This is a genomic window from Planococcus antarcticus DSM 14505 (genome assembly GCF_001687565.2).
Classification (GTDB): domain Bacteria; phylum Bacillota; class Bacilli; order Bacillales_A; family Planococcaceae; genus Planococcus; species Planococcus antarcticus.
This window is the reverse complement of record NZ_CP016534.2, coordinates 1,244,015-1,265,397: the sequence shown is the minus strand read 5'-3', so window position 1 is coordinate 1,265,397 and position 21,383 is coordinate 1,244,015. Positions and strand designations below refer to the sequence as shown.

General features: G+C 43.8%; 27 protein-coding genes and 1 pseudogene. 13 read left to right on the top strand and 15 right to left on the bottom strand.

Features of this window, described 5'->3' with window-relative positions:
* The first annotated feature begins 140 nt into the window (after positions 1-140).
* Positions 141-1,475: a sodium-dependent transporter gene (locus BBH88_RS06300; protein ID WP_154669132.1), complete on the top strand. Its 1,335-nt coding sequence runs from the start codon at positions 141-143 to the stop codon at positions 1,473-1,475.
* A 96-nt stretch (positions 1,476-1,571) separates the two neighbouring features.
* Positions 1,572-1,790, top strand: coding sequence for a helix-turn-helix domain-containing protein (locus BBH88_RS06295; RefSeq protein WP_006828539.1), 219 nt, complete (start codon positions 1,572-1,574; stop codon positions 1,788-1,790).
* A 52-nt stretch (positions 1,791-1,842) separates the two neighbouring features.
* Here BBH88_RS06295 and BBH88_RS18805 read toward each other — a convergent pair.
* Both BBH88_RS18805 and BBH88_RS06290 read right to left on the bottom strand, forming a co-directional pair.
* Positions 1,843-1,929 (bottom strand): annotated as a pseudogene (locus tag BBH88_RS18805) (DUF1871 family protein); the annotation flags it as partial.
* Positions 1,930-1,982: 53 nt separating this feature from the next.
* The gene (locus BBH88_RS06290; protein WP_006828538.1) at positions 1,983-2,678 is read right to left on the bottom strand and encodes a peptidylprolyl isomerase; all 696 of its coding nucleotides are present in this window, start codon (positions 2,676-2,678) and stop codon (positions 1,983-1,985) included.
* A gap of 575 nt (positions 2,679-3,253) precedes the next feature.
* On the opposite strand from BBH88_RS06290, the gene BBH88_RS06285 reads away from it, so the two are divergent.
* The 8 genes from BBH88_RS06285 to mnhG all read left to right on the top strand — a co-directional run bounded on the left by BBH88_RS06285 (position 3,254) and on the right by mnhG (position 10,474).
* Complete coding sequence (locus BBH88_RS06285) at positions 3,254-4,486, top strand: MFS transporter (RefSeq protein WP_006828537.1); 1,233 nt, start codon at positions 3,254-3,256, stop codon at positions 4,484-4,486.
* 211 nt (positions 4,487-4,697) lie between these two features.
* Positions 4,698-7,112 carry a Na+/H+ antiporter subunit A gene (locus BBH88_RS06280; protein WP_006828536.1) on the top strand — a complete coding sequence of 805 codons (2,415 nt, stop codon included), beginning with the start codon at positions 4,698-4,700 and terminating at the stop codon, positions 7,110-7,112.
* Positions 7,099-7,521, top strand: a complete 423-nt coding sequence (locus tag BBH88_RS06275) for a Na(+)/H(+) antiporter subunit B (protein WP_065537099.1) — start codon at positions 7,099-7,101, stop codon at positions 7,519-7,521. The genes BBH88_RS06280 and BBH88_RS06275 overlap by 14 nt, the downstream gene beginning before the upstream one ends.
* Complete coding sequence (locus BBH88_RS06270) at positions 7,521-7,868, top strand: Na(+)/H(+) antiporter subunit C (RefSeq protein ID WP_006828534.1); 348 nt, start codon at positions 7,521-7,523, stop codon at positions 7,866-7,868. Before BBH88_RS06275 ends, BBH88_RS06270 begins: the two co-directional genes overlap by 1 nt.
* Positions 7,861-9,342: a Na+/H+ antiporter subunit D gene (locus BBH88_RS06265; protein WP_006828533.1), complete on the top strand. Its 1,482-nt coding sequence runs from the start codon at positions 7,861-7,863 to the stop codon at positions 9,340-9,342. The genes BBH88_RS06270 and BBH88_RS06265 overlap by 8 nt, the downstream gene beginning before the upstream one ends.
* Before the next feature lie 7 nt (positions 9,343-9,349).
* Positions 9,350-9,829 (top strand): Na+/H+ antiporter subunit E, encoded by a 480-nt coding sequence (locus tag BBH88_RS06260; RefSeq protein WP_006828532.1) that lies wholly within the window; start codon positions 9,350-9,352, stop codon positions 9,827-9,829.
* Entirely contained in the window at positions 9,826-10,107 is a 282-nt protein-coding gene (locus BBH88_RS06255; protein ID WP_006828531.1) for a Na(+)/H(+) antiporter subunit F1, read from the top strand. Before BBH88_RS06260 ends, BBH88_RS06255 begins: the two co-directional genes overlap by 4 nt.
* Before the next feature lie 19 nt (positions 10,108-10,126).
* Positions 10,127-10,474 (top strand): monovalent cation/H(+) antiporter subunit G, encoded by a 348-nt coding sequence (gene mnhG, locus BBH88_RS06250; RefSeq protein ID WP_040851819.1) that lies wholly within the window; start codon positions 10,127-10,129, stop codon positions 10,472-10,474.
* Positions 10,475-10,514: 40 nt separating this feature from the next.
* Here the strand turns inward: mnhG and BBH88_RS06245 are convergent, their stop codons facing one another.
* The gene (locus BBH88_RS06245; RefSeq protein WP_006828529.1) at positions 10,515-12,008 is read right to left on the bottom strand and encodes a leucyl aminopeptidase; all 1,494 of its coding nucleotides are present in this window, start codon (positions 12,006-12,008) and stop codon (positions 10,515-10,517) included.
* 147 nt (positions 12,009-12,155) lie between these two features.
* On the opposite strand from BBH88_RS06245, the gene BBH88_RS06240 reads away from it, so the two are divergent.
* Positions 12,156-12,632 carry a divergent PAP2 family protein gene (locus BBH88_RS06240; RefSeq protein WP_065537100.1) on the top strand — a complete coding sequence of 159 codons (477 nt, stop codon included), beginning with the start codon at positions 12,156-12,158 and terminating at the stop codon, positions 12,630-12,632.
* Between the two features lie 64 nt (positions 12,633-12,696).
* Here BBH88_RS06240 and BBH88_RS06235 read toward each other — a convergent pair whose 3' ends face one another.
* From BBH88_RS06235 to BBH88_RS06210, 6 genes are all read right to left on the bottom strand, one after another.
* Positions 12,697-13,026, bottom strand: a complete 330-nt coding sequence (locus BBH88_RS06235; protein ID WP_006828527.1) for a YuiB family protein — start codon at positions 13,024-13,026, stop codon at positions 12,697-12,699.
* A 430-nt stretch (positions 13,027-13,456) separates the two neighbouring features.
* Positions 13,457-13,582 carry a YuiA family protein gene (locus BBH88_RS19385; protein WP_006828526.1) on the bottom strand — a complete coding sequence of 42 codons (126 nt, stop codon included), beginning with the start codon at positions 13,580-13,582 and terminating at the stop codon, positions 13,457-13,459.
* A 135-nt stretch (positions 13,583-13,717) separates the two neighbouring features.
* Positions 13,718-14,218: an NUDIX domain-containing protein gene (locus tag BBH88_RS06225; RefSeq protein WP_006828525.1), complete on the bottom strand. Its 501-nt coding sequence runs from the start codon at positions 14,216-14,218 to the stop codon at positions 13,718-13,720.
* Between the two features lie 131 nt (positions 14,219-14,349).
* Positions 14,350-15,564, bottom strand: coding sequence for an NAD(P)/FAD-dependent oxidoreductase (locus tag BBH88_RS06220; protein ID WP_006828524.1), 1,215 nt, complete (start codon positions 15,562-15,564; stop codon positions 14,350-14,352).
* A 176-nt stretch (positions 15,565-15,740) separates the two neighbouring features.
* On the bottom strand, positions 15,741-16,103 hold the full coding sequence (locus tag BBH88_RS06215; RefSeq protein WP_065537101.1) for a HesB/IscA family protein: 363 nt from the start codon (positions 16,101-16,103) through the stop codon (positions 15,741-15,743).
* Between the two features lie 175 nt (positions 16,104-16,278).
* Positions 16,279-16,515, bottom strand: a complete 237-nt coding sequence (locus tag BBH88_RS06210) for a NifU family protein (RefSeq protein ID WP_006828522.1) — start codon at positions 16,513-16,515, stop codon at positions 16,279-16,281.
* Between the two features lie 83 nt (positions 16,516-16,598).
* Here BBH88_RS06210 and BBH88_RS06205 point away from each other — a divergent pair, with 83 nt between their 5' ends.
* Positions 16,599-16,925, top strand: a complete 327-nt coding sequence (locus BBH88_RS06205) for a YuzD family protein (protein ID WP_006828521.1) — start codon at positions 16,599-16,601, stop codon at positions 16,923-16,925.
* Positions 16,926-16,953: 28 nt separating this feature from the next.
* Here the strand turns inward: BBH88_RS06205 and BBH88_RS06200 are convergent, their stop codons facing one another.
* Positions 16,954-18,021, bottom strand: coding sequence for an NAD(P)/FAD-dependent oxidoreductase (locus BBH88_RS06200; RefSeq protein ID WP_006828520.1), 1,068 nt, complete (start codon positions 18,019-18,021; stop codon positions 16,954-16,956).
* A gap of 152 nt (positions 18,022-18,173) precedes the next feature.
* Between BBH88_RS06200 and BBH88_RS06195 the strand changes: the two genes are divergently transcribed.
* Complete coding sequence (locus BBH88_RS06195) at positions 18,174-18,410, top strand: YuzB family protein (protein WP_006828519.1); 237 nt, start codon at positions 18,174-18,176, stop codon at positions 18,408-18,410.
* A gap of 128 nt (positions 18,411-18,538) precedes the next feature.
* On the opposite strand, the gene BBH88_RS06190 is transcribed toward BBH88_RS06195, so the two are convergent.
* The 5 genes from BBH88_RS06190 to BBH88_RS18800 all read right to left on the bottom strand — a co-directional run bounded on the left by BBH88_RS06190 (position 18,539) and on the right by BBH88_RS18800 (position 21,380).
* Positions 18,539-19,312, bottom strand: coding sequence for a TIGR01457 family HAD-type hydrolase (locus tag BBH88_RS06190; RefSeq protein WP_065537102.1), 774 nt, complete (start codon positions 19,310-19,312; stop codon positions 18,539-18,541).
* On the bottom strand, positions 19,302-19,757 hold the full coding sequence (locus BBH88_RS06185) for a DUF86 domain-containing protein (protein ID WP_006828517.1): 456 nt from the start codon (positions 19,755-19,757) through the stop codon (positions 19,302-19,304). The genes BBH88_RS06190 and BBH88_RS06185 overlap by 11 nt, the downstream gene beginning before the upstream one ends.
* A gap of 82 nt (positions 19,758-19,839) precedes the next feature.
* Positions 19,840-20,178 (bottom strand): YutD family protein, encoded by a 339-nt coding sequence (locus BBH88_RS06180; protein WP_006828516.1) that lies wholly within the window; start codon positions 20,176-20,178, stop codon positions 19,840-19,842.
* A gap of 3 nt (positions 20,179-20,181) precedes the next feature.
* A complete protein-coding gene (gene lipA / locus BBH88_RS06175) occupies positions 20,182-21,105 on the bottom strand; it encodes a lipoyl synthase (RefSeq protein WP_006828515.1) in 924 nt (307 codons plus the stop codon).
* Between the two features lie 143 nt (positions 21,106-21,248).
* Positions 21,249-21,380, bottom strand: a complete 132-nt coding sequence (locus BBH88_RS18800; protein WP_006828514.1) for a methionine/alanine import family NSS transporter small subunit — start codon at positions 21,378-21,380, stop codon at positions 21,249-21,251.
* Between the last annotated feature and the right edge of the window lie 3 nt (positions 21,381-21,383).

Below are 21,383 nucleotides of genomic sequence, written 5' to 3'. Positions count from 1 at the left end.
CCCGATTCGTCGGAATAATCATTCTATTAAACTTAATGATAGTTATACGGACTAATCGATGCAGCGTTTCAAAAACTGCTATTTTTTTTAGTGCCGCTCATGTAAAATGAGGAAATCTATATGAGATAGGAGAGATGATTTTGAAAAAACGTGAACAATGGAGTTCCAAGCTAGGCTTTATTCTTGCAGCAGCAGGAAGTGCGATCGGCTTAGGTGCCATTTGGAAATTTCCATACGAAACCGGCGCAAACGGCGGCAGTGTCTTTATCCTGCTGTTTATTATCAGCACAGTGGCAATTGGATTACCGGTCCTGCTCGCTGAATTTGTCATCGGCCGCAGAGGTCAGGCAGATGCTGTCAGCGGGTTAAGAAAACAAGCACCAGGAAAACCGTGGTATTTAATCGGATGGTCTGGATTTATTTTTTCATTTCTGATTTTATCTTTTTACAGTGTTGTTGGCGGCTGGGTATTATCCTATCTAGGACGCTCTGTCCTATTCCAGCTATCTGATTTAGGGGACAATGAATTTGCCGAGCTGTTCACTGGGATTATTACAAATCCATGGGAAGTTCTACTTGCACAGGCTGCTTTCATGGGATTGACAATTTGGATTGTTCAAGGTGGCATTAAAGGCGGTATCGAACGCGCCAGCAAAATTATGATGCCCGCTTTACTGGTTTTCTTTGTAGTGCTGATGATTCGCTCATTGACACTTGATGGTGCCATGGAAGGCGTACGCTTCATGTTCGTTCCAGACTGGTCTTTCTTCAACTTCGAGACAGCATTAGTGGCACTTGGCCAAGCCTTCTTCTCCTTGAGCGTCGGTGTTGCAGGAATGATCACTTATGCATCCTACTTATCAAAGTCGGAAAACCTGACGCGTTCTTCTGTCAGCGTTGTATCATTGAACATCGTGATTTCGATTATGGCGGGCTTGATCATCTTCCCAGCTGTTTTCGCTCTGGGATATACGCCAAATCAAGGGCCGGGACTAGTCTTCATCATTCTGCCAGCCATTTTCGATCAATTGTTCATGGGTGAATTCCTGATGATCATCTTCTTTGTCCTATTGCTTTTTGCAACTTTGACTTCTTCCATCTCTATGCTGGAGATTACGGTTTCCATTGGCGTCAAAAACAAATACGATCGCCGCCGCCGCGTCGCACTGATTTTCGGCTTGATGATTTTCATCGTCGGGATTCCAAGCGCTTTGTCATTCGGCGTCATGCCGCAGGAAATTTTCTTCGGCTTGACATTCTTCGATTTCGTCGACACCTTGACCAGCCGGATCGGGTTGCCTCTGGGTGCCCTATTCACTGCGTTATTTGCGGGTTATGTCCTGACGAAGGAAGATGCGCACAACGAGTTGTCACAGCAGACATTATGGGTTGATGTCTGGCGTGCATTGGTGCGCTACGTAGCTCCTGTCGCTATTATCGTTGTGTTCGTCCAAGGAATCATTGCCATTTTCTGATTTAACTGTTCGAAAAATGCCATAACTTCTCCTTTCGAAAAATATCAGTGCGTGATAGTATATAAATAGAAGAAAGTTCCATATACGAAGGAGTGCATGAATTTGAAAAATGACTTACACGCCCAATTAAAAGTGCTTCGCGAAGAGCGCAATCTTTCATTAGATGAACTTGCTTTAAAAACAAGAATCGGTGTAGCCAAACTTCAAGCCTATGAAAGCGGTGAAGAAGTACCATCAAATCAAACCATCCTCATCCTTTCAAATGCTTTGGAAGTTCCAGCTTCTAACTTAGTGGACGGCTTAGGATCTAACTAAGACATCATGAAAAAGAGCTTTCGGCAAATATCGCCGAAAGCTCTTTTTTGTTTCAGATAATGTGCTTTGCTTCGTATTTGAGTGCCAGTAGTTTGTAGGAAAGGTCAACGCATTGCTCTAAAGGAATCCATTTCCCAAACGCAAACTCATAGCTAGGTGGAAGAGCCTAGTAAAAAGATTTCTTAAGCTTTGTTATTGTTGGAGAATTTCGATGGAATCGATGGTCACGTCTTCAATTGGCTTCTCGGCTTCGGTTTCAACTGCTGCAATGGCATCTACTACATCCATTCCTTCAATCACTTGACCGAATACAGTATGGGCACCGTCAAGCCAAGGTGTGCCTCCTTGCTCTAAATACACTTCTCGAATTTCCTCTGGATAATCGCCTGTCAGCATGCCTTCTTCTACTGGCGGTGCTTGGACGATGAAGAACTGGCTACTATTCGTGCCTGGTCCAGCGTTGGCCATGGACAAAGCTCCACGAATATTGAACAAGTGATCGTTGAATTCATCTTCAAATGGAGCCCCGTAAATACTTTCACCGCCGCCACCTGTGCCGGTTGGATCTCCTGTTTGCAACATGAAATCTTCAATGATTCGGTGAAAGGTTAACCCGTCATAATAACCTTCTTCTGCATGTGTCAAAAAGTTTTCCACCGCTTTTGGCGCAATGTCAGGAAACAGTTTGATTTGCATGGCCCCCATCGATGTGGTGACTTCGACAAGCGCTTCATTGTCTGCAGCTTCTGTCGATAGCTGCGGGTAACCTTCCACTTCAACTGCTTGGCTTTCACTAGTTTCAGTTGTTGTTTCTGACTGTTCTTCTTGTCCTGAGCATGCACCCAGGAACAATGCCAATAAAATCGGCGTAACGATTGTTTTTTCCATCTTTTTCACCCCGCTTTATTTTAGCATAAATTCACTTAACTGGAGAACTAGCTTTTCAAACTCGATACCAGCGGGTACAACGAAAAAATCGCTCCAGGCGGACGCTTTTGGCGCACAGGATGTGGGTCATGCAATTGGAAGAACATTGATCGAAGAGGGTTCGGGCAATGGCTTTGCGACGAAGCTATCGTAGCGATGCAGGAGCACATCTCTGCACCTCGCCGTCCCCCGCTCTTTCTTCTAAACGTCCTTGGACAATAAATTATCAGGATGTGGAGCGAAACCAATGGAAAAAAAACTATTCTTCACAAAGCTCAAGTTAGTTCGGCGTAAGCTCGCAGGAAAGATATGAACCAAATAAGTTTGTGCCGTGTATTTGCGACGAAGCTAACGCAGGAATGCTGAAGCATAAGTTTTCAGTATACTGGATTTCGGAATATCGACAGGCTTAGTCATTAGTTCAGCTTAGTATAGATAGATTTATTAGAATTAACTAATAAAACCTAGTGCTTTTTTCGTGTGTCGAAGTAATATATAATAAGAACAGATGCTCCTTTCAGAAAGAAGGGTTCCTTATGGATACTCAGAAAAAGAATTTCGTTATTATCATGTTCACCAATTTCCTGGTCGCCGGCAGTACGACCATGATCATGCCTTTTTTATCTCTTTATATTGAATCGCTCGGAAATTTTACGGACGAGTATGTTCAGCGTTGGTCTGGCCTTATATTTGGGATCACTTTTGTTGCCGCTTTGATCATGTCGCCGATTTGGGGACGCATTGCCGACAAATATGGCTTCAAGCCCATTTTAATCATCAACGGATTCGGCATCGCCACCAGCATCTTCCTAATGGGAACAGCCGATTCTGTTTCAGAGCTGTTCATGATCCGCTTGTTCATGGGCGTAGTGACAGGGTTCATTCCAACATCCTTGGCTTTTGTCAGTTCCCAGACATCTAAGGAGACAGCGGGAAAAACACTAGGAACGCTGCAAATGGGCAGTGTCTCGGGTACGCTGTTTGGTCCTGTTCTCGGTGGCTTGATGGCAGATGCTTTCGGTTTTGAATATACTTTCCTGATTACAGCCAGTGTGATTGCCATTGCGGCCTTGTTCGTGGTCTTCGGCCTGCATGAAATCAAACGCGTCAAATTGAAAGATGCCCATGTCTATGCGCCGAAGACGATTGTTAACGGAATTTTAAGCCACCGTCTGATGCTCAATGTCATGATTATCACAGCATTGATCCAAATCGGTAACTTTAGCATTCAGCCCCTACTGTCTCTGTATGTGGCGGAATTGACGGAAGGTAGCACTCAAGTGGCATTCCTTGCTGGGATTACGTTTAGTGCCACCGGTGTCGGCAACTTGCTGTTCGCCCGCCGTTGGGGCAGACTGGGCGATTCGATTGGCTATGAGAAAGTTTTAGGCTTCCTGCTTTTACTGGCATTCGTCTTTATCATTCCTCAGGCTTTCGTCACTGAGCTTTGGCAATTGATCGCTTTGCGCTTATTGTTCGGCATCGCGGTCGGCGGCATGATCCCGACGACAACTGCCTTAATGCGCCGGGAAGCGCCAATTGAAATTCAAGGAGAGATCATGGGCTATAATACTAGCTTCCGTTTCCTCGGAAACATTATCGGCCCGATGTTTGGCGGGATTGTCAGCGGCTTTATCGGCATTTCTTCGGTCTTTATCGTAACAGGCGTACTGTTTGTCCTTGCTTTTGCCTTCCTGCGATTTACACTGGCCAAACCGCAGCAGGATTTCGAAGATGTATTGCTTGAACAGGAATTGAAAAACACATAAAAAAAAAGCCGGTTTTCAGTTGAAAATCGTCTTTTTTTTACCTTTATCCAAATTCACAAAATTAACTTAATTGGGTTTCTTCCTATCTAAAAAGCGTACGGAAAGTCTATTGGATTCAGCTCTCTTAGTGGATGAACGGTGCAAATCCACTCGATTTGCGTTATAATTTCTAATTAGAACTCATCACGTTTATGCCGGAAGGAGGATTCATTTGTCATTTGTGTTTTTAATCTTTTTACCTTTGCTTGCAGCCTTGTTCATTCCGCTGTTATTTAAGAAATTCGGAAGGATTCACACGGGCTGGTTTGTGTTGACCGTTCCCGTCGTGTTATTCATTTACTATGCCTCATTGCTCCCCACAACCATCGCTGGCGGCAACCTGGTTTCTGAATTCCAATGGATTCCTTCACTTGATATCGCGTTTGTCGCGTATATCGATGGACTGAGTCTGCTGTTCACTTTACTAATAACCGGCATCGGAGCTTTAGTGGTGCTGTACTCCATATTCTATTTGGACAAGCACCGTGAGCAATTACATAATTTCTACGTCTATCTATTGATGTTCATGACTGCGATGCTCGGCATTGTTCAGAGTGACCACTTGATCACTCTCTACCTTTTCTGGGAGTTGACATCGATTTCTTCTTTCCTGTTGATCGGTTATTGGTATACCCGTGACCGTTCAAGGTTCGGTGCATTAAAATCAATGATGATTACCGTCTTTGGAGGATTGATGATGCTTGGAGGCTTTGTACTGCTGAGTATTATGGGCAATACATATTCGATACGCGAATTGATTCCGCAGGCACAGGAAATGATAACGCATGATTTCTTTATTTGGGCTCTCGTGTTGGTGCTGCTTGGTGCGTTTACAAAGTCCGCCCAATTCCCATTTTACATTTGGCTTCCGGATGCGATGGAAGCCCCTACTCCAGTCAGCGCTTACCTACACTCTGCGACAATGGTCAAAGCGGGCTTGTATCTCGTTGCTCGCCTGACGCCTGTTTTTGCTATATCCGGTACGTGGATGTGGTTGGTTGCAGGAGTCGGATTGTTCACCATGTTCTGGGGATCGTTCTTTGCCTTGAAACAAAAAGACCTGAAAGGCATACTGGCATTCTCGACAGTTTCACAGCTTGGTTTGATCATGTCGTTGCTCGGAGCTTCTGCAGCCGGTTATCACATTGACAATATTGCGGAAACCACTTTCAAGTATGCTGGATTCGCAGCGATTTTCCATTTGATCAACCATGCGGTCTTTAAAGGCAGCCTGTTTATGATTGCCGGCATCGTCGATCACGAAACCGGAACGCGGGATATCCGCAAACTAGGCGGGCTCATGAGCTTGATGCCGATCAGTTTCACCGTTGCCATGATTGGAGCATTCTCCATGGCAGGTTTACCTCCATTTGGCGGCTTCCTGAGCAAGGAAATGTTCTTAACTGCTATGCTGTCATTGACGGAATTTGATTTATTCTCGATGGACGTCTGGGGCGTCCTGTTCCCAGTCGTCGCTTGGCTCGGCTCAGTTTTCACATTCATTTACTGCTTCTATTTTGTGTTCCATACCTTTGCCGGTAAGCATAAGCCTGAACAATTGCCGAAGCCTGCTCATGAAGCTCCCATCGGAATGCTCATTTCTCCGGTGTTTCTAGCCCTTCTTGTCATCGTGATTTTCTTCATACCAAATCACGTCGGCGACTGGCTTGTTAAGCCGGCCGTCATGGCCATCCAACCCTTCCTGTACAATTCACCGGCAGAAGTGGATGTCCATGTATCAGCCTGGCATGGTTTCAACACTGAACTGTTTATGACCATCGGCATCTTTGCCATCGGTGGACTGATGTTCTGGACGCTACGCAGATGGCAAAAGAGCTACGACCGTTTTCCGGATTCCATCTCATTAAACGCTTTGTACGACAATTTGATGTTTCTGAGTGACGGTGGCGCAAACCGCTTCTCTATGCTATACATGACCGGCTTTATCCGTTCTTATTTAGTGTATATGTTCAGTTTCGTTATTTTCATCCTTCTCGGAACTTTGTATCTGACCGAGGCGTTCGCACTGGATCTAACCAACCTGGCACCAATCGGCTTTTATGAAATTGTTATCTTAGTGGCATTGGTCGGTTCGACGCTGACCATTCTCGTTTCAAAATCGAGGCTTACATCGATTATCGCGCTGGGGGCTGTCGGCTATTCAGTCGCCTTGTTCTTCGTCATTTTCCGTGCGCCGGATTTGGCGTTGACCCAGCTGGTGATTGAAACCATTTCTGTTGCGCTGTTCCTGTTGGCATTTTATCATTTGCCGCAACTCAGTCGAAAAGAAGAGCGTATAGGCTTCCGTCTTGGAAATGCCCTGGTTGCAGTAGGTGTCGGCGTCACTATGACTTTAATTGCTCTATCGTCCCATTCGCAGAAGGCATTGCCTTCGATCTCCGAGTTTTATAAAGAAACCGTTTATTCGGAAGCTGGCGGTGGAAATATCGTCAATGTTATCTTGGTTGATTATCGTGGATTTGATACATTGTTTGAAATTGTTGTGTTGGGTATTACCGCTATCGGCATTATCACCATGATCAAACTGCGGTTGTCAAAAAAGGAGGGGCAGCATGAGAACAAATGATGTCATGCTTCAAACTGCCACTAAAGTAGTAACTTTCATCATTTTGATGTTTTCTGTACACATTTTCTTTACGGGGCATTATACACCGGGCGGTGGGTTTGTTGGCGGGTTATTGACTACTAGTGCGATTGTCCTGCTGATGCTTGCTTTTGACATTGAAACGGTTAAAAAAATACTGCCGATCAATTACTTGACGATGACCGCAGTCGGCTTATTGCTGGCACTTGCTACAGCTTCTGCATCTATCGTCTTTGATGTCCCATTCTTCACTCATGCATACGATTACTTTGATTTACCGCTTTTCGGTAACACTTCCCTGCATTCGGCCTTGCTGTTTGATACAGGCGTTTACCTGGTTGTTGTCGGTGTAACGATGACCATTATTCAAACGATTGGAGAGGATGAATAATGGAAATAATTATGTCGGTTGCCATCGGATTTCTTTTTATGGCAGCTGTTTACTTAATGCTTTCGAAAAGCTTGATCCGTATCATTATCGGTACGGGACTGTTGAGCCACGGCGCCCACCTTTTACTATTGACAATGGGTGGGCTTGGCGGTAACTCTCCGCCTGTGGTGACTGATGGAGTCAGCGTCAGCGATTATGCAGATCCCCTGCCCCAGGCACTGATTTTGACAGCAATTGTCATTTCATTTGCCGTTACATCATTTTTCCTTGTGCTCGCATACCGTTCTTATCAGGAGCTCGGTACCGACAATATGGAATTGCTGAGAGGAACTGAAGATTATGAGTAATTTACTCCTATTTCCAATCATCATTCCTTCGTTTTTTGCTGCTATTCTGATGATATTTCCAAAACGCTTGAAGCTCCAGCGAGTACTGGCTACTGTAGGAGCGGGATCTGCCTTGATCTCCGCCTTGGTGTTGCTGACAAAAGTCAATACTGACGGTGTCCAAGCAGTAACGCTCGGCAGTTGGCCGGCACCTTTTGGTATTTCCATGGTATCGGATCCATTGTCCGCTCTACTGGTCGTCACGTCGTCGATTATCACTTTGTTCGTCGTGTTCTATAGTTTTCCAACCATCGGCGTGAAACGTGAACAATCCTATTACTATCCGGCTGTGCTATTCCTAATGGTCGGCGTGAACGGCGCCTTCACGACTGGCGATATCTTCAACCTTTTTGTCTTTGTTGAAGTACTGCTGATGGCTTCTTATACCTTGATCGTTCATGGCGGAGAAAAGCCGCAACTGCGTGAATCCATCAAATACCTGTTGGTGAACATCATTTCATCTGCTTTATTTGTCGCAGCTGTCGCTTTCCTCTACTCAGTTACCGGAACTTTGAATATGGCCGATCTGGCAGTGAAGATTCCACAGATTGAAGAAACCGGCATCCTGACTGTCATTGCTGTGATGTTCTTAGTTGTCTTCGGTTTCAAAGCCGCAATCTTCCCTTTGTATTTCTGGCTGCCAGGCTCTTATTACACACCGCCAATTCCTATACTCGCGCTATTTGGAGCTTTGCTGACAAAAGTCGGCGTCTATGCGATCATGCGTACATATACGTTGTTCTTTACGATGAATATCGGCTTTACCCATGAATTGCTTGGAATAATCGCCATCCTAACCATTCTTGCCGGGTGCATCGGTGCACTTGCTTATTTTGACGTAAAAAAAATTATTATTTATAACATCATTATTGCTGTCGGTGTCATCCTATTCGGAATTGCACAGTTAAATCAGCCGGGCGTTGATGGATCTGTTTTCTATCTGATCCATGATATGTTAATCAAAGCTGCTTTGTTCTTCCTGATTGGAATTGTCGCTGTGCTTTTCGGCACGACAGATCTACGGAAAATGGGTGGATTGATCAAAACCTACCCGGTTCTTGGGTGGGTTTACCTGGTTACTGCATTTGGTTTAGCCGGAATTCCGCCGCTCAGTGGATTCCCAGGGAAGCTGCTGATTGTCCAGGGTGGATTTGAAGGCCCTCAATTCTGGGGCAGCATTGTTATTCTCGCTACCAGCCTAATTGTTTTGTTGAGTGCTGTGCGCATTTTTGTCTATGCATTCTGGGGGGAACCGGTTGAAACCGTCCCGTTAAAAAAATCAGTATTCAATCAAATGTTCATACCGACAGTAATCCTTGTTACCATTACAGTGGTATTCGGGGTCGGCGCGGAACTCTTCATGCCGTTCATTTCAGGCGCGGGTGAAGTGCTGCTGAATCCATCCATCTATATCGATGCGGTCTTAAAGGAGTAGGTGACATATGGCTTTACAAATCTTATTGAATTTCTTCCTGGCCTTTGTCTGGATGTTTATGACCGTCTCCTTCAGCCCCGACGGATTCGCCATCGGCTTTATCGTCGGGCTCGCCATTATCCTGCTGATGCGCCGGTTTTTTTCATATCGCCTCTATACTTCACGGGCATGGGCTGTCCTCAGGTTGTTCCTGTTGTTCCTTAAAGAGCTCTTCATGTCGAGTATTCAAGTTTTGCGAATTGTCATCGCGCCAAATATGAACCTTAAGCCAGCTATATTCGAATTGGAAACCGAATTAAAAGAGGATTGGGAAATTACCTTGCTGTCCGCTTTGATCACTTTGACACCCGGAACACTAGTTGTCGGCATTTCAGATGATCAGAAGAGGCTTTATATCCATGCGCTCAACTTCGAGGACATTGACAAGGCTGTCAATTCGATCAAAGACACATTCGAAAGAGCCATTCTGGAGGTGAGCCGTCCATGATGATGTTTTACTGGATTTCACTTATCATTGTCAGTATAGGCTTTACAGGGCTTCTATTCCGTCTTGTTAAAGGACCGTCAATTGCCGACCGAGTAGTGGCGCTAGATGCCATTGGAATCTCACTCGTATCAATTGTCGCTTTGTTATCATTGATTATCGAGACGGAATTCTTCTTGGAAATTATCTTATTATTAAGCATCCTGTCCTTTATCGGTACCATTGCTTTTGCAAAATTCCTTGAGAGAGGAGAGATTTTCGATCGAAACAATAATCATTAACATCCTCATCATCCTATTAATGAGCACAGGCGTCGTTTTCAGCCTCGTTACGGCTTTAGGGCTTATTCGCCTGCCGGATGTCTACACGCGCACGCACGCTTCCTCTAAGAGTTCGACGCTGGGGGTTCTCTGCGTATTGCTTGCTACCTTTATCCACTTTTGGCTGGTCGAGGGCATCTTCAATACACAGATGATTATTGCCATCGCGTTTCTTTTCATCACAGCTCCGGTAGGTGGACACTTAATTGGACGTGCTGCATATATGTCTGGCATCAAAGTGGCCGAAGAAACGGTGCGTGATGACATGGAGGACGCATTGGCAGAACAAAAGAAAAAACTGATGGATAACAAAACCACTGAACAATAGAAAAAAAACCTGCAGGCAATATTGCCTGCAGGTTTTTTTTCTATTGTTCATCTGCCATCTTTTCGACTAGCATAGCCAACGTTCTAACCATAGCACCGGTGCCGCCTTTCGGTCCTAAATCGTGTGCTCCCTCTGCGTCGGAGGTTCCGGCAATATCCAAATGGATCCAAGGCGTGTCTCCCGCAAATTCTCCGACAAATCCTCCACCAAAAATCATATGGCCATCACGTCCCGGCGAATTGTTTAAGTCTGCAACATTGCTTTTCCGGATACGTTTTTTATCGCTTTCTGTGAGCGGCAAACGCCAAACAAATTCACCACTTTCCATGGAAGCTTCCAAGAAAGTCTCAAAAAATGATTCATCATTTGTCAATGCACCGGTTTTATCTTTGCCTAATGCCACAATGACGCCGCCAGTCAAGGTTGCCACATCGACAATTTTCGTTGCTCCCAATTGTTTCGCATAACTAACGGAATCAGCTAATACTAAACGACCTTCTGCATCTGTGTTGAGGATTTCAATGGTTTTCCCACTCATAGACGTAATCACGTCATCTGGTTTAAAGGCACTACCAGAAATCATATTGTCAGTTGATGCAATAACTGCCATGACGTTTTGCTGTGGCTGCAGTTCACCAATGATTTTCATAGCTCCGAGCACTGCAGCAGCACCGCCCATGTCGCCTTTCATCCCTACAATGCCGTCTTTCGGCTTGATTGAATAACCACCTGTATCAAAGGTGATTCCTTTGCCGACAAGCGCCAGCGGGTCTTCAAAACCTTCTGTCGCCTTATATTTTAAAACAATGAGACGCGGCTCTTCGACTGAACCTTGATTGACTGCAAGAATTGCGCCCATGCCCAGTTCTTCAAGCTCAGCTTTTCCTAAAATATCGGTTTCAAAGCCATAAGTTTCTCCAAGTTCACGTGCATATTCGCCCATTGCTGTTGCTGTCAAAATATTTGCTGGCATATTCACAAGCGTTCGCGCTTCATTGACAGACTGTCCGAAAATAGTTCCTACAGTGGCCGCCGCCTCGACGTCTTCTTGCACTTCTTCTGCCAATAAAGTCAAAGTTTCTAACTCTACTTGCGTTTCATTTGATGTCGTTTTGTAATCATCAAAGCGATAGCCACCCATCGTAATGGCTTCAGCAGCTAAAAAAGCGACATCTTCGGATGTGATTCTATCGTTTTGGAACGATTCCATATAAATTGCCGCATGTTTTATTTTTTTCTTGACTAATTCTTTGCCGACCAATCCAAAATACGACCGCAGATCTTCTTCAATCATTTTTTTGCGGTCGTTCAAGCCGACAAATAAAACCCGCGAAATAGCTCCAGACAGCGTAGGATAAGTAATCAGAGACTTCGAATCAAATGATAAATCCTGCTTGATCCACCCTTCTAGTTTGCCATCAAAACGCTTCGCGAATTCACTCCATCCACTGCTGTTTTCCGGATGTCGGCTTAACCCAACAATAAGGATTTCAGCTTTGTTGTCTTGCGAATGTTGCTGTAACTTGATTTGCATAAAACTCCTCCTTTTTACGTTCTCTTCAAGTGTAGCATTTAATATGATCTTCGAGTAGTTCGTGTAACGAAGGAATAACTGGTTCTGACTTTTTCCGTCTATGATATACTAGGAGAACAAATTTAGACAGAAAGGCTGTGGCTACGTATGGAAATTTTCTCTAATTCCCCTTTAATGATTGCCCTATTTGCAATCGTCTTTGCTCAATTTATTAAAATCCCTATTCAATATGCTGTAACGCGTGAACTTGACTGGAAACTATTTTCATCGACTGGCGGCATGCCTAGTTCTCATTCAGCTGCTGTGACATCTTTAACGACTGCTGTAGCTTTTGAACACGGCGTTTCATCTACTATATTTGCTGTATCCACCATGTTCGCAGTCATTACCATGTATGATGCTACAGGTGTCCGTTTTCAAGCAGGACAGCAAGCTCTGACCATCAATAAAATGCGTCAGGACATTTACGTATTTATGGAAGAAACTAGAAAATGGCCAAAGAAAAAAGAAGAGGAAAAGATTAAGGAACTGAAGACCTTACTTGGTCATAAGCCAAGCGAAGTCTTTATGGGTGCTTTGACAGGCATCGCGATTTCTTTTATCTTTTACGGCATCTTGCAATAATAAGAAAAAAAGCAAAATAAAGAAGAAAATCGCCGATCCGGATAACCGGATCGGCGATTTTTCTTTAGAACATTTGATAACCCATTTTGCGCAAAATTTTCATGATAAAGCCCGATGTGATAGCGCCTGCCCAGCCAGCAAGTAAAACAGCAATATCACTGCCTGTCATGGAAGTAATAGTATCTCCCAGCATTGAAAAAGATTCACCTGGATTGGTAAAATAATCGAAAATGCCCACATCATCCACGACCAGCAAGATGACAACCGGGTAAACCACAGCCATCAGCCACGTCATACGAAGCAACATATTCAATAAAAAACCGATTCCGAAAAACATAACATAGAAAAGTAACATGGAAATGATTAATTGCACAATTGTAAATGAACTGTTCATGAACTCTAACCTCCGTTATTCCTTCCATCAGTTTAACCGAAAAAACAAAGGCTTTCAATCTAGCAGAACAGAGTTCATCGCTTTGTCACTTATGAAAGAAATGCGGAAACGGCCGTTTAGCTCCGACAGGCGTATGACGGTCTGGCAGAGCGGCATTTCTTCAGCCGCATAGCTAGACCGTCTTACGTCCCGAGGAGTTGGCCGTTGGAGCTGGACACTAGGAAATGCGGAAACGGCCGTTTAGCTCCGACAGGCGTATGACGGTCTGGCAGAGCGGCATTTCTTCAGCCGCACAGCTAGACCGTCTTACGTCCCGAGGAGTTGGCCGTTGGAGCTGGACACTAGGAAATGCGGAAACAGTCCATACTGAATTTCTTTGCAAACAAAAAAGCAACCGGCATGACTGGACCGATTGCTCTTAAAGTACAGCTTATTTTTTCCCTGAACCCGAACAGCAGGAGCACGTTTCTGAACCGCCCAGTCGTAATTGAAAATAACCTTGTCCTGAGCAATAAGGGCATTGATTGACGTTTTTAGCCTTTTTGAAGATCGTCATTCGAAACACCTCCTTCTGTTCTCGTTTTCAATATTCTGATAATATAGCACGGCACTCATTAGAGCGCAAGCCGAAAACTAAAATGTAAACGCTATCATCGAAAAAAATATTTTTTTCTCGATTTCGCTAGATCATCTACTCTTTTTTGAAAAATAGTTTGTAGTCCGAATAGCCAAATATTTTACCTGGATCTACGTCCTCAATCGGTTTCAATCCTTCTTCTAGTACACAAGACGCCATTTCTCTGAGCATCACAGAAGCCTCTGCATCATTCGATAATTCTGCAGGTAATAACCAGTCTGCTGAATACAACTCGGATAATTGTGCAGTAATTGGCTGCTCTTCATTCTGTGCTTTCAATAAAAAAATCGCCATATTATCGCTAACTTTCTCTTGAATGACTCCTGAACGAAAACCAATCATTCCTATCAATTCACAATCAATTCCAGTTTCTTCTTTAACTTCTCTCAAGGCAGCCTGACCAATCGTTTCAGTACCATCCACAAATCCAGCTGGAAGAGACCATTTCCCATGTAGTCCGCCATATCTTTTTTTCACGACTAGCCATTGGCCTTTGGAGTTTACAACGAGTCCCGCTGCTCCAAGCCAAACATTTCCACGTTTATTAGTTGCCAAGAACATCCCTCTTTCCGGTTAAAATAGAAAAGCTATCAGTAATTTCACTGAAGGCAATCCATAAAAAACGATGCAGCGTTTTTTGAGACTACAAAAAAAGCTCCCCGTTAAGGGAGCTTTACTCATTCAGTTTACAGAACGTTGAATTTACCTTTTTTCAGTACAAGCATAGGTCCACCAATCATGAATAATGCACGGTTATCAATCATTTTCTTCATGAATGAAGCTCTTTTGCCTGTTACTTTTTTGCCGAATACAACGCCAATGGCATCGTCATCGCCAAGTGAGCAAACAGTCCCTTTCAGATCCGGAACGAATTCAATTGTCGTTTCATCGTTCATTAACGCTTTCAGATTCTTCGCTACGCTTTCACCTTGCTGCATAGCAATCTGTGCAGTTGGCGGATACGGTCGGTTCGTTTCTTCATTGATCATCAATGCACAGTCACCGATGATAAAAACATCATCATATCCTGGAGCACGCAGATCTTTGTCGACTTTAACGCGAGCCCGCATATTTTCGATTGGAGTTGCTTCGATCAATCTGTTACCTCGAACGCCCGCAGCCCAAACGACTGTACCGGCTTTGATGAAGTCAAAATGATCGTCGCCTTTTTTGACCTTAACGCCTTCAGGAGTCGCTTCCACAACCGGTGTACCGATCGAGAATTCAATTCCTTTAGACTCCAAGTTACTTACCGCATAGTTGACAAGTTCCGGATCGAAGCCTGGTAATACCATAGGTGCAGCTTCTACACAGACAACGCGCACTTTCTCACGCGGAACATCGAACTCTTTGCACAACTCGGGAACACGGTTAGCCAGTTCACCAAGAAACTCGATGCCAGTAAATCCTGCTCCACCAACGATGATCGTTAAACGACTGTCGTCTTTTACGGGTTCTGCAGACCAAGTCGCAAATTGGAATTCAATATGCTCACGGATATAGCGTGCAGCTTTTACATTAGCAATTGACAAGGCATATTTATCAAGGCCTTCGATTCCAAAAGTCTCTCCTTCAAAACCAAGTGCAATGACGATGTAATCATACGTAAATTCGCCATTGTCGGTTGTAACTTTTTTTCCTACTACATCGATTGCTTCGACAGTCGCTTGCACAAATTTTACTTTGACGCTGTCAATTACATCTTTGATATCGTAACGCACTTGCTCTGGAAGCAAAGTTCCTGCAGCTGCTTCATGGAGCCATGTACTTTCGTAATGGTATTCGTTTTTATTGATCAATGTAATGTCCGCAGCATCTGCGCTAAGAACTTTTTGCAGGTTTACTACAGTAGTTAATCCACCATATCCTGCTCCTAATACTAATATTGACGGTCTTTTCAACACAATCGCAACCACCTTCAAGTCATTTTTTAATCGAGTATCGACAAAGTGGTCAGACCTTGACGCACCGATAAACATCTATTCTCTATATTAGACCTAATACCATATGATTTCAACCAAGTAATGTGTTTAGAAGCACTTATCCACAACAAAAAAAGCCGGTTTGTCACCGACTTTTAACAATTCTCTGGAGTACCTGCTTTTTTAGACGTACGGAATGAGGTTCCGCAGCCACACGATGCAATGGCATTCGGATTTTCTATGGTGAATCCTCCACCCATCAGTGACTGTTTGTAATCAACAACTGTACCTTGTAAAATAGGGGCATCCTCTTTAGCAATCAGAATTGGAATTTCAAATTGCTCGTAGAGATCGTCCTCTTCGCCTTTAGCTTTTTCAAATCCCATGCCATATGTCAATCCGCTGCAACCGCCGCCTTTAACTGCAACCCGCAAAAAGGATCCTTCTTCTTCGTTATGGCGCATCATCTCTTTTACCTGAAATGAAGCAGCTTCTGTAATTTCAACAACTTCAGTCAATTAAATCACCTTCCTATAGAGATTATCATAGCAATTGTTTCCACTGTTATTCAAGCCGTCCACCTTCAAAAACTAGACAAAATTTGTAGAGTCGAAAACAGAACTTGAAAACCCGATGCCGCACAGCCATTTATCTTCTATACAGAAAAAGGGACCTAAAAAAGGTCCCTTGATATTAAAATACTTGTTCTACTTCTACTATACCAGGAACTTCTTCCACTAACGCGCGTTCAATCCCTGCTTTTAATGTAATTGTCGAGCTTGGGCAGCTTCCGCATGCACCGAGCAGACGAAGTTTTACGATCCCATCCTCTATGTCAACAAGTTCACAGTCTCCCCCGTCACGCAAAAGGAATGGACGTAATTTATCTAAGACTTCCATTACTTGATCTTCAACTAAAGCTTCAGTCATTTATATCGACTCCTTTCATTATGATCATTATAATGTGATTAGAAGGAAAAAGCCACTAATGAATTCACAGGAGGTCCAAAATTATGCAGAAAGAATTATCCATTGAAGTTTACGGAACTGATGTTATCTGCGCAAGTTGCGTCAATGCCCCCTCTTCACTTGATACCTATGAGTGGTTAGAAGCCGCCATATCAAGGAAATACAAAGATCAGTCATTTTCAATTACCTATATCGATATTGAGAAACCCGTGGCACTTGAGCACCAAAAAAATTACGCGCAACGCATTTTGGATGACGAATTCTTTTATCCATTAGTTTTGATTGAAGGAGAAGTTGTCGGGGAAGGCTATGTGCAATTAAAGCCTGTTTACCGCGAGCTTGAAAAACACGGATTTTCTGAAGTGAAATAAAAAAACGCTCAGTTTTGAGCGTTTTTTTTTACCCGTTATGCCACTTGTACATCCACAATACGCCTGATTTCATCAGACGGGCGATGCGGCCGGTTACGGTTCGGTCCGCTAAATAAGCAAAGCCTTGCTTTTTGCCGAGGGATCCGAGAAAGCCCTTCAATTTGATTTCCGGCATAGCTTCAGGCAATGCTTCGCCTTTCCATGTGGCTTTCAATACTTTGACGATCTGTTCAGCCTGTTCTTCCGCTAACTGTGCAGAAGGCGCCATCGGCAATGCAGCACAATCCCCGACAACGTAAACATGCTCATCGTTCGGCAGCTGGTGATACTGATTGATGACTACCCGTCCGCTGCTGTCGCTGTCTAGACCCAAGTCTCGAACCGGCTTGACGGGTTGTATGCCCGCTGTCCAAACGACAGCATCTACTGGAATCGTTTCTTCGTGGTTATAAAGCATTTTGGGTTCGACTTGTGTAATATTTGAATTTGATACCACATCGACATTATTATTTTCAAACCATTTTCTGACAAAATTGCTCAAGCGTTCCGGAAAATCGCGGAGGATTCGGGGACTGCGGTCAAACAGTTTGATCTTCAAGTCTTTACGGCTTTCACGCAATTCGCTGGCCAGTTCGATTCCACTTAGCCCCGCTCCTACAACGCCTACAACTGCACCTGCTGGCAAGCCAAGCAGCGCTTGGTACGCAGCACGTGACTTCCCAATGGTCTGGATGCTGTAAGTAAACTCATCAGCTCCAGGTACATTATGGTACTTGTCTTCACAGCCCAAGCCGATCACCAAATCGTCATAAGCAATACGTTCACCATTATCCATGAAGACGCATTTTTCCTGCAAGCCGATTTCCAAAATTTCACCATTCACTACCTTTAGACGCTCATGTTCTGGGAAAGGAACGCGGACTTCATGGTCAGCTTCTGTACCGGCTGCTAAGGCATAGAATTCGGTCTTCATGCTATGAAATGGCGTGCGGTCGATTAAAATTATTTCGGTATCCTGTGGAAGGCTGGTTGGCAATAGACGAAGCAAAATTCGCATGTTGCCATAACCGCCTCCAAGTAAGACTAGTTTTCGCATAAAAATCTCCTTTAACTTTCGTCTGTCTCATCGATTTCTCAAATATGAGTATAGCTGATTGTGATAACTTTCACAATACTTTAGCCAGAAATCAATTAATTGACTCTAGCCTCGAAAAAAGGTAGGATTTCGTTGTAGTGAGGTGACTTAGAATGAAACCGATTGTTGAATTTTGCATTAGTAATATTGCCAATGGCGCACAAGATTCTTTTGAAAAACTCGAACGGGATCCCAATCTCGATGTTTTGGAATACGGCTGTTTAAGCTATTGCACAAAATGTTCCGAGTCTCTATATGCACTGGTTAACGGAGAAATTGTCGAAGCGGAATCAACCGATGAGCTGACGAAAAAAGTTTACGAATTCATAGAGGAAAACCCGTTATTTTAAACCACTGAAAAACGGTTTTTTGATCTCTGAAAAGAGTCAGTTGAAGATTCCACAATCCGCAAAATGCGGTTTAGCCCGTCCGTCAGCTCTATGCTGTACGTGGGCTTTTTTTGATCCCTACTTTTTGCTCATACTTCCCAAAAACCAAGATTTTCAATGACAAAGCTTGGGACCTGTTTTTTCTCCAATACCGTCTCCATTCGGCTAACACCTGTATTGACGTGGATGGTATCGATACCGAAATGGATGCCCGCCTGGATGTCTGTATCGTAGTTATCCCCAATCATCACCATCTGGCTTTTTTCAAAACCGTATTCATGCTGAATGGCTTCCAGCATATGAATTTCCGGCTTGCCGATGTAAACAGGATCTACATCAGCCGAGGAGGATACCAATGTAGTAAATGCGCCATTTCCGGGTAAAAAGCCTTTTTCCGAAGGAAAGGCCAAATCCTGGTTTGTTGATAGAAAAACCGCGCCGTTCCGAATTTCTAAGCAGGCAGTCGCTAGCTTATCGTAGGTGATATTACGATCGATTCCCATCAATACGATGTCAGCCTTTTCTTGCACCCGTTCGACTCCCTCCTGACGCAGCGCCTGATCCAAACCATCCGACCCAATCATATAAACAGTCCTCCCCGGGTACCAGCGCTTGATGTATTTTGCCGCTGCAATTGCAGAAGACATAATGCGTTCTTTTTTTGCAGTGATACCAAAGCCTGCCATCTTATCCTTTAATTGCTGCTGCGTCATGGACGCATTATTGGTTACAAAAAAAGGTTCGATCCCTTTTTGTAGAAGACGTTGGACAAAGCCTGCAGCCTCTTCAACCGCTTCCGTTCCGCGATACACTGTTCCATCCAAATCCAAGCAATAGGTTTGATACTCTTTTTTAGTTTTCATCGTTTTTCTCCGGTATAAATGCCGAAACTGGTCCCAGCTCGTGAACAAGATAATGCTCAACTTTTGGTCCGAATGCTTTCAATGACTCGAAGTTGTTATCGATTGCACCTTTAATGGCCTGCTGATCGACATTCATAAATTCGCGGACTAGCATTTTACGGAGCGCAATTACCTGCTTTAATGGCTGATCCATTTCTTTTGTAATCACTTTTTCATCCACCAGTATGTCGATAATATCATCATAGCTTCCCGGATCACGCATGATAAATCCATCGATCATAGAGTTGCCAACATCGATGATTGACTCGATAATATTCGCCCCTACACGTTCTAGCGCAAGTTGATCACCTAGTGATGTCCACTGCTGATGGCTTTCATAAAAATCCAATAAAGAATTCATATACTGAATGGTTCCAGTAATTTTGTTGCGGTCAATAAAATACATAAAAAAACCCTCCAATAGGCGTTTGAAAATCTTTCATTTCTTCCTTTATCATATCATAATGCATGAAAAAACCCCCGACGGATCAAATGTCCGTTTCGGGAGTCTGTTGTTCGGGTTCTTCAATCGGAAGAACTACTTTTCCGACTTTCTTTATCACGAAATAGGCACAGCCGAAATTGCAGTATTCGTATAGATAGTCCTGTAGCGTGCTAATTTTCGTATCATAAGTCGCTTTATGGTTAGCATCTTCAAAAAATCCTTTTAACCGCAGCTGCCCATAGCCCCAATCACCCAAAATGTAATCGTATTTTAATAAGATTTCACTAAAGCGAGCGGTTATTGCTTCCTCCTGAAACGCTTCTCGATAATCGATCAATATGTCATAATTCCACTGATCCAATGTAAACAATTTTTTCACCATCCATTAGCTGTTAATAGCAGCCGCTTGCTCTTCTCCGAGGCGCTGACGCTCTTTGGCAGCTGCATTGACTTGCTCATCCGCATGATAGCTGCTTCGAACCAAAGGTCCTGATTGGCAATGTGAGAACCCTTTGGTCATCGCAATCTCCCAGAATTCCTTGAATTCCTTTGGCGAATAATATTTTTGTACAGTTAAATGTTTTTTCGAAGGCTGGAGGTACTGGCCGATCGTCATAATATCAACATCATTTGCGCGCAAATCTTCCATGACTTCGATGATCTCTTCTTTCGTTTCACCTAAACCGATCATCAAAGAAGATTTTGTCGGAATTTCCGGATGTAGTTCTTTCGAACGCTTCAACAGTTCCAGTGAACGGTCATATTTAGCACGTGCTCTGACTCTTGGTGTCAACCGCCGCACAGTCTCTATATTGTGATTTAAAATATCAGGTTTCGCATCCATCAGCCTTTCCAAATTTTCATAGATTCCACCCATATCAGAAGGCAGGACTTCAACAGTCGTAAATGGATTGGCTCGCTTGATCGCCCGAATAGTTTCAGCAAAGACGGCTGATCCACCATCTTTCAAATCGTCGCGTGCAACGGCAGTGATGACAGCATGCTTCAAGTTCATCATTTTTACAGAAGCAGCGACACGTTCAGGCTCCTGTAAATCCAATTCGTTCGGCAAACCTGTTTTTACCGCGCAGAAACGGCATGCTCTCGTGCAGACAGCGCCAAGAATCATAAACGTAGCGGTTCTCCGTGTACCCCAGCACTCATGGATATTCGGACATTTTGCTTCTTCACAGACGGTATTTAAATTATTTTCCCGCATCATTTTCTTTAAATCCGTATAGTTTTCATTGGTGTTGAGTTTGATCTTTAACCAATCGGGCTTTCTAAGATGTTCCTGCTTTGTTGACATGCACATCGTCCCCTATCTATCTGATTTATGTATGGAATCCAATTCTAATTCAAATGTATCATAAAGGCATGCTACTCACAAGTTGGTGTATCGCTCTGAAAAAATGTAAAAGCCCGGAAACTAGAAGTTTCCGGACCTTTACATTATACGTTATTTGCAGCGTCACTTGCTTTGTTCTTTTTGCTGCTGTTAATTGCGTGCATGATGCTGGCAGCTAATCCGCCCCATATAATGACGATGCCGATGATCATAACTACGATTGCACTAGTTGTCATATC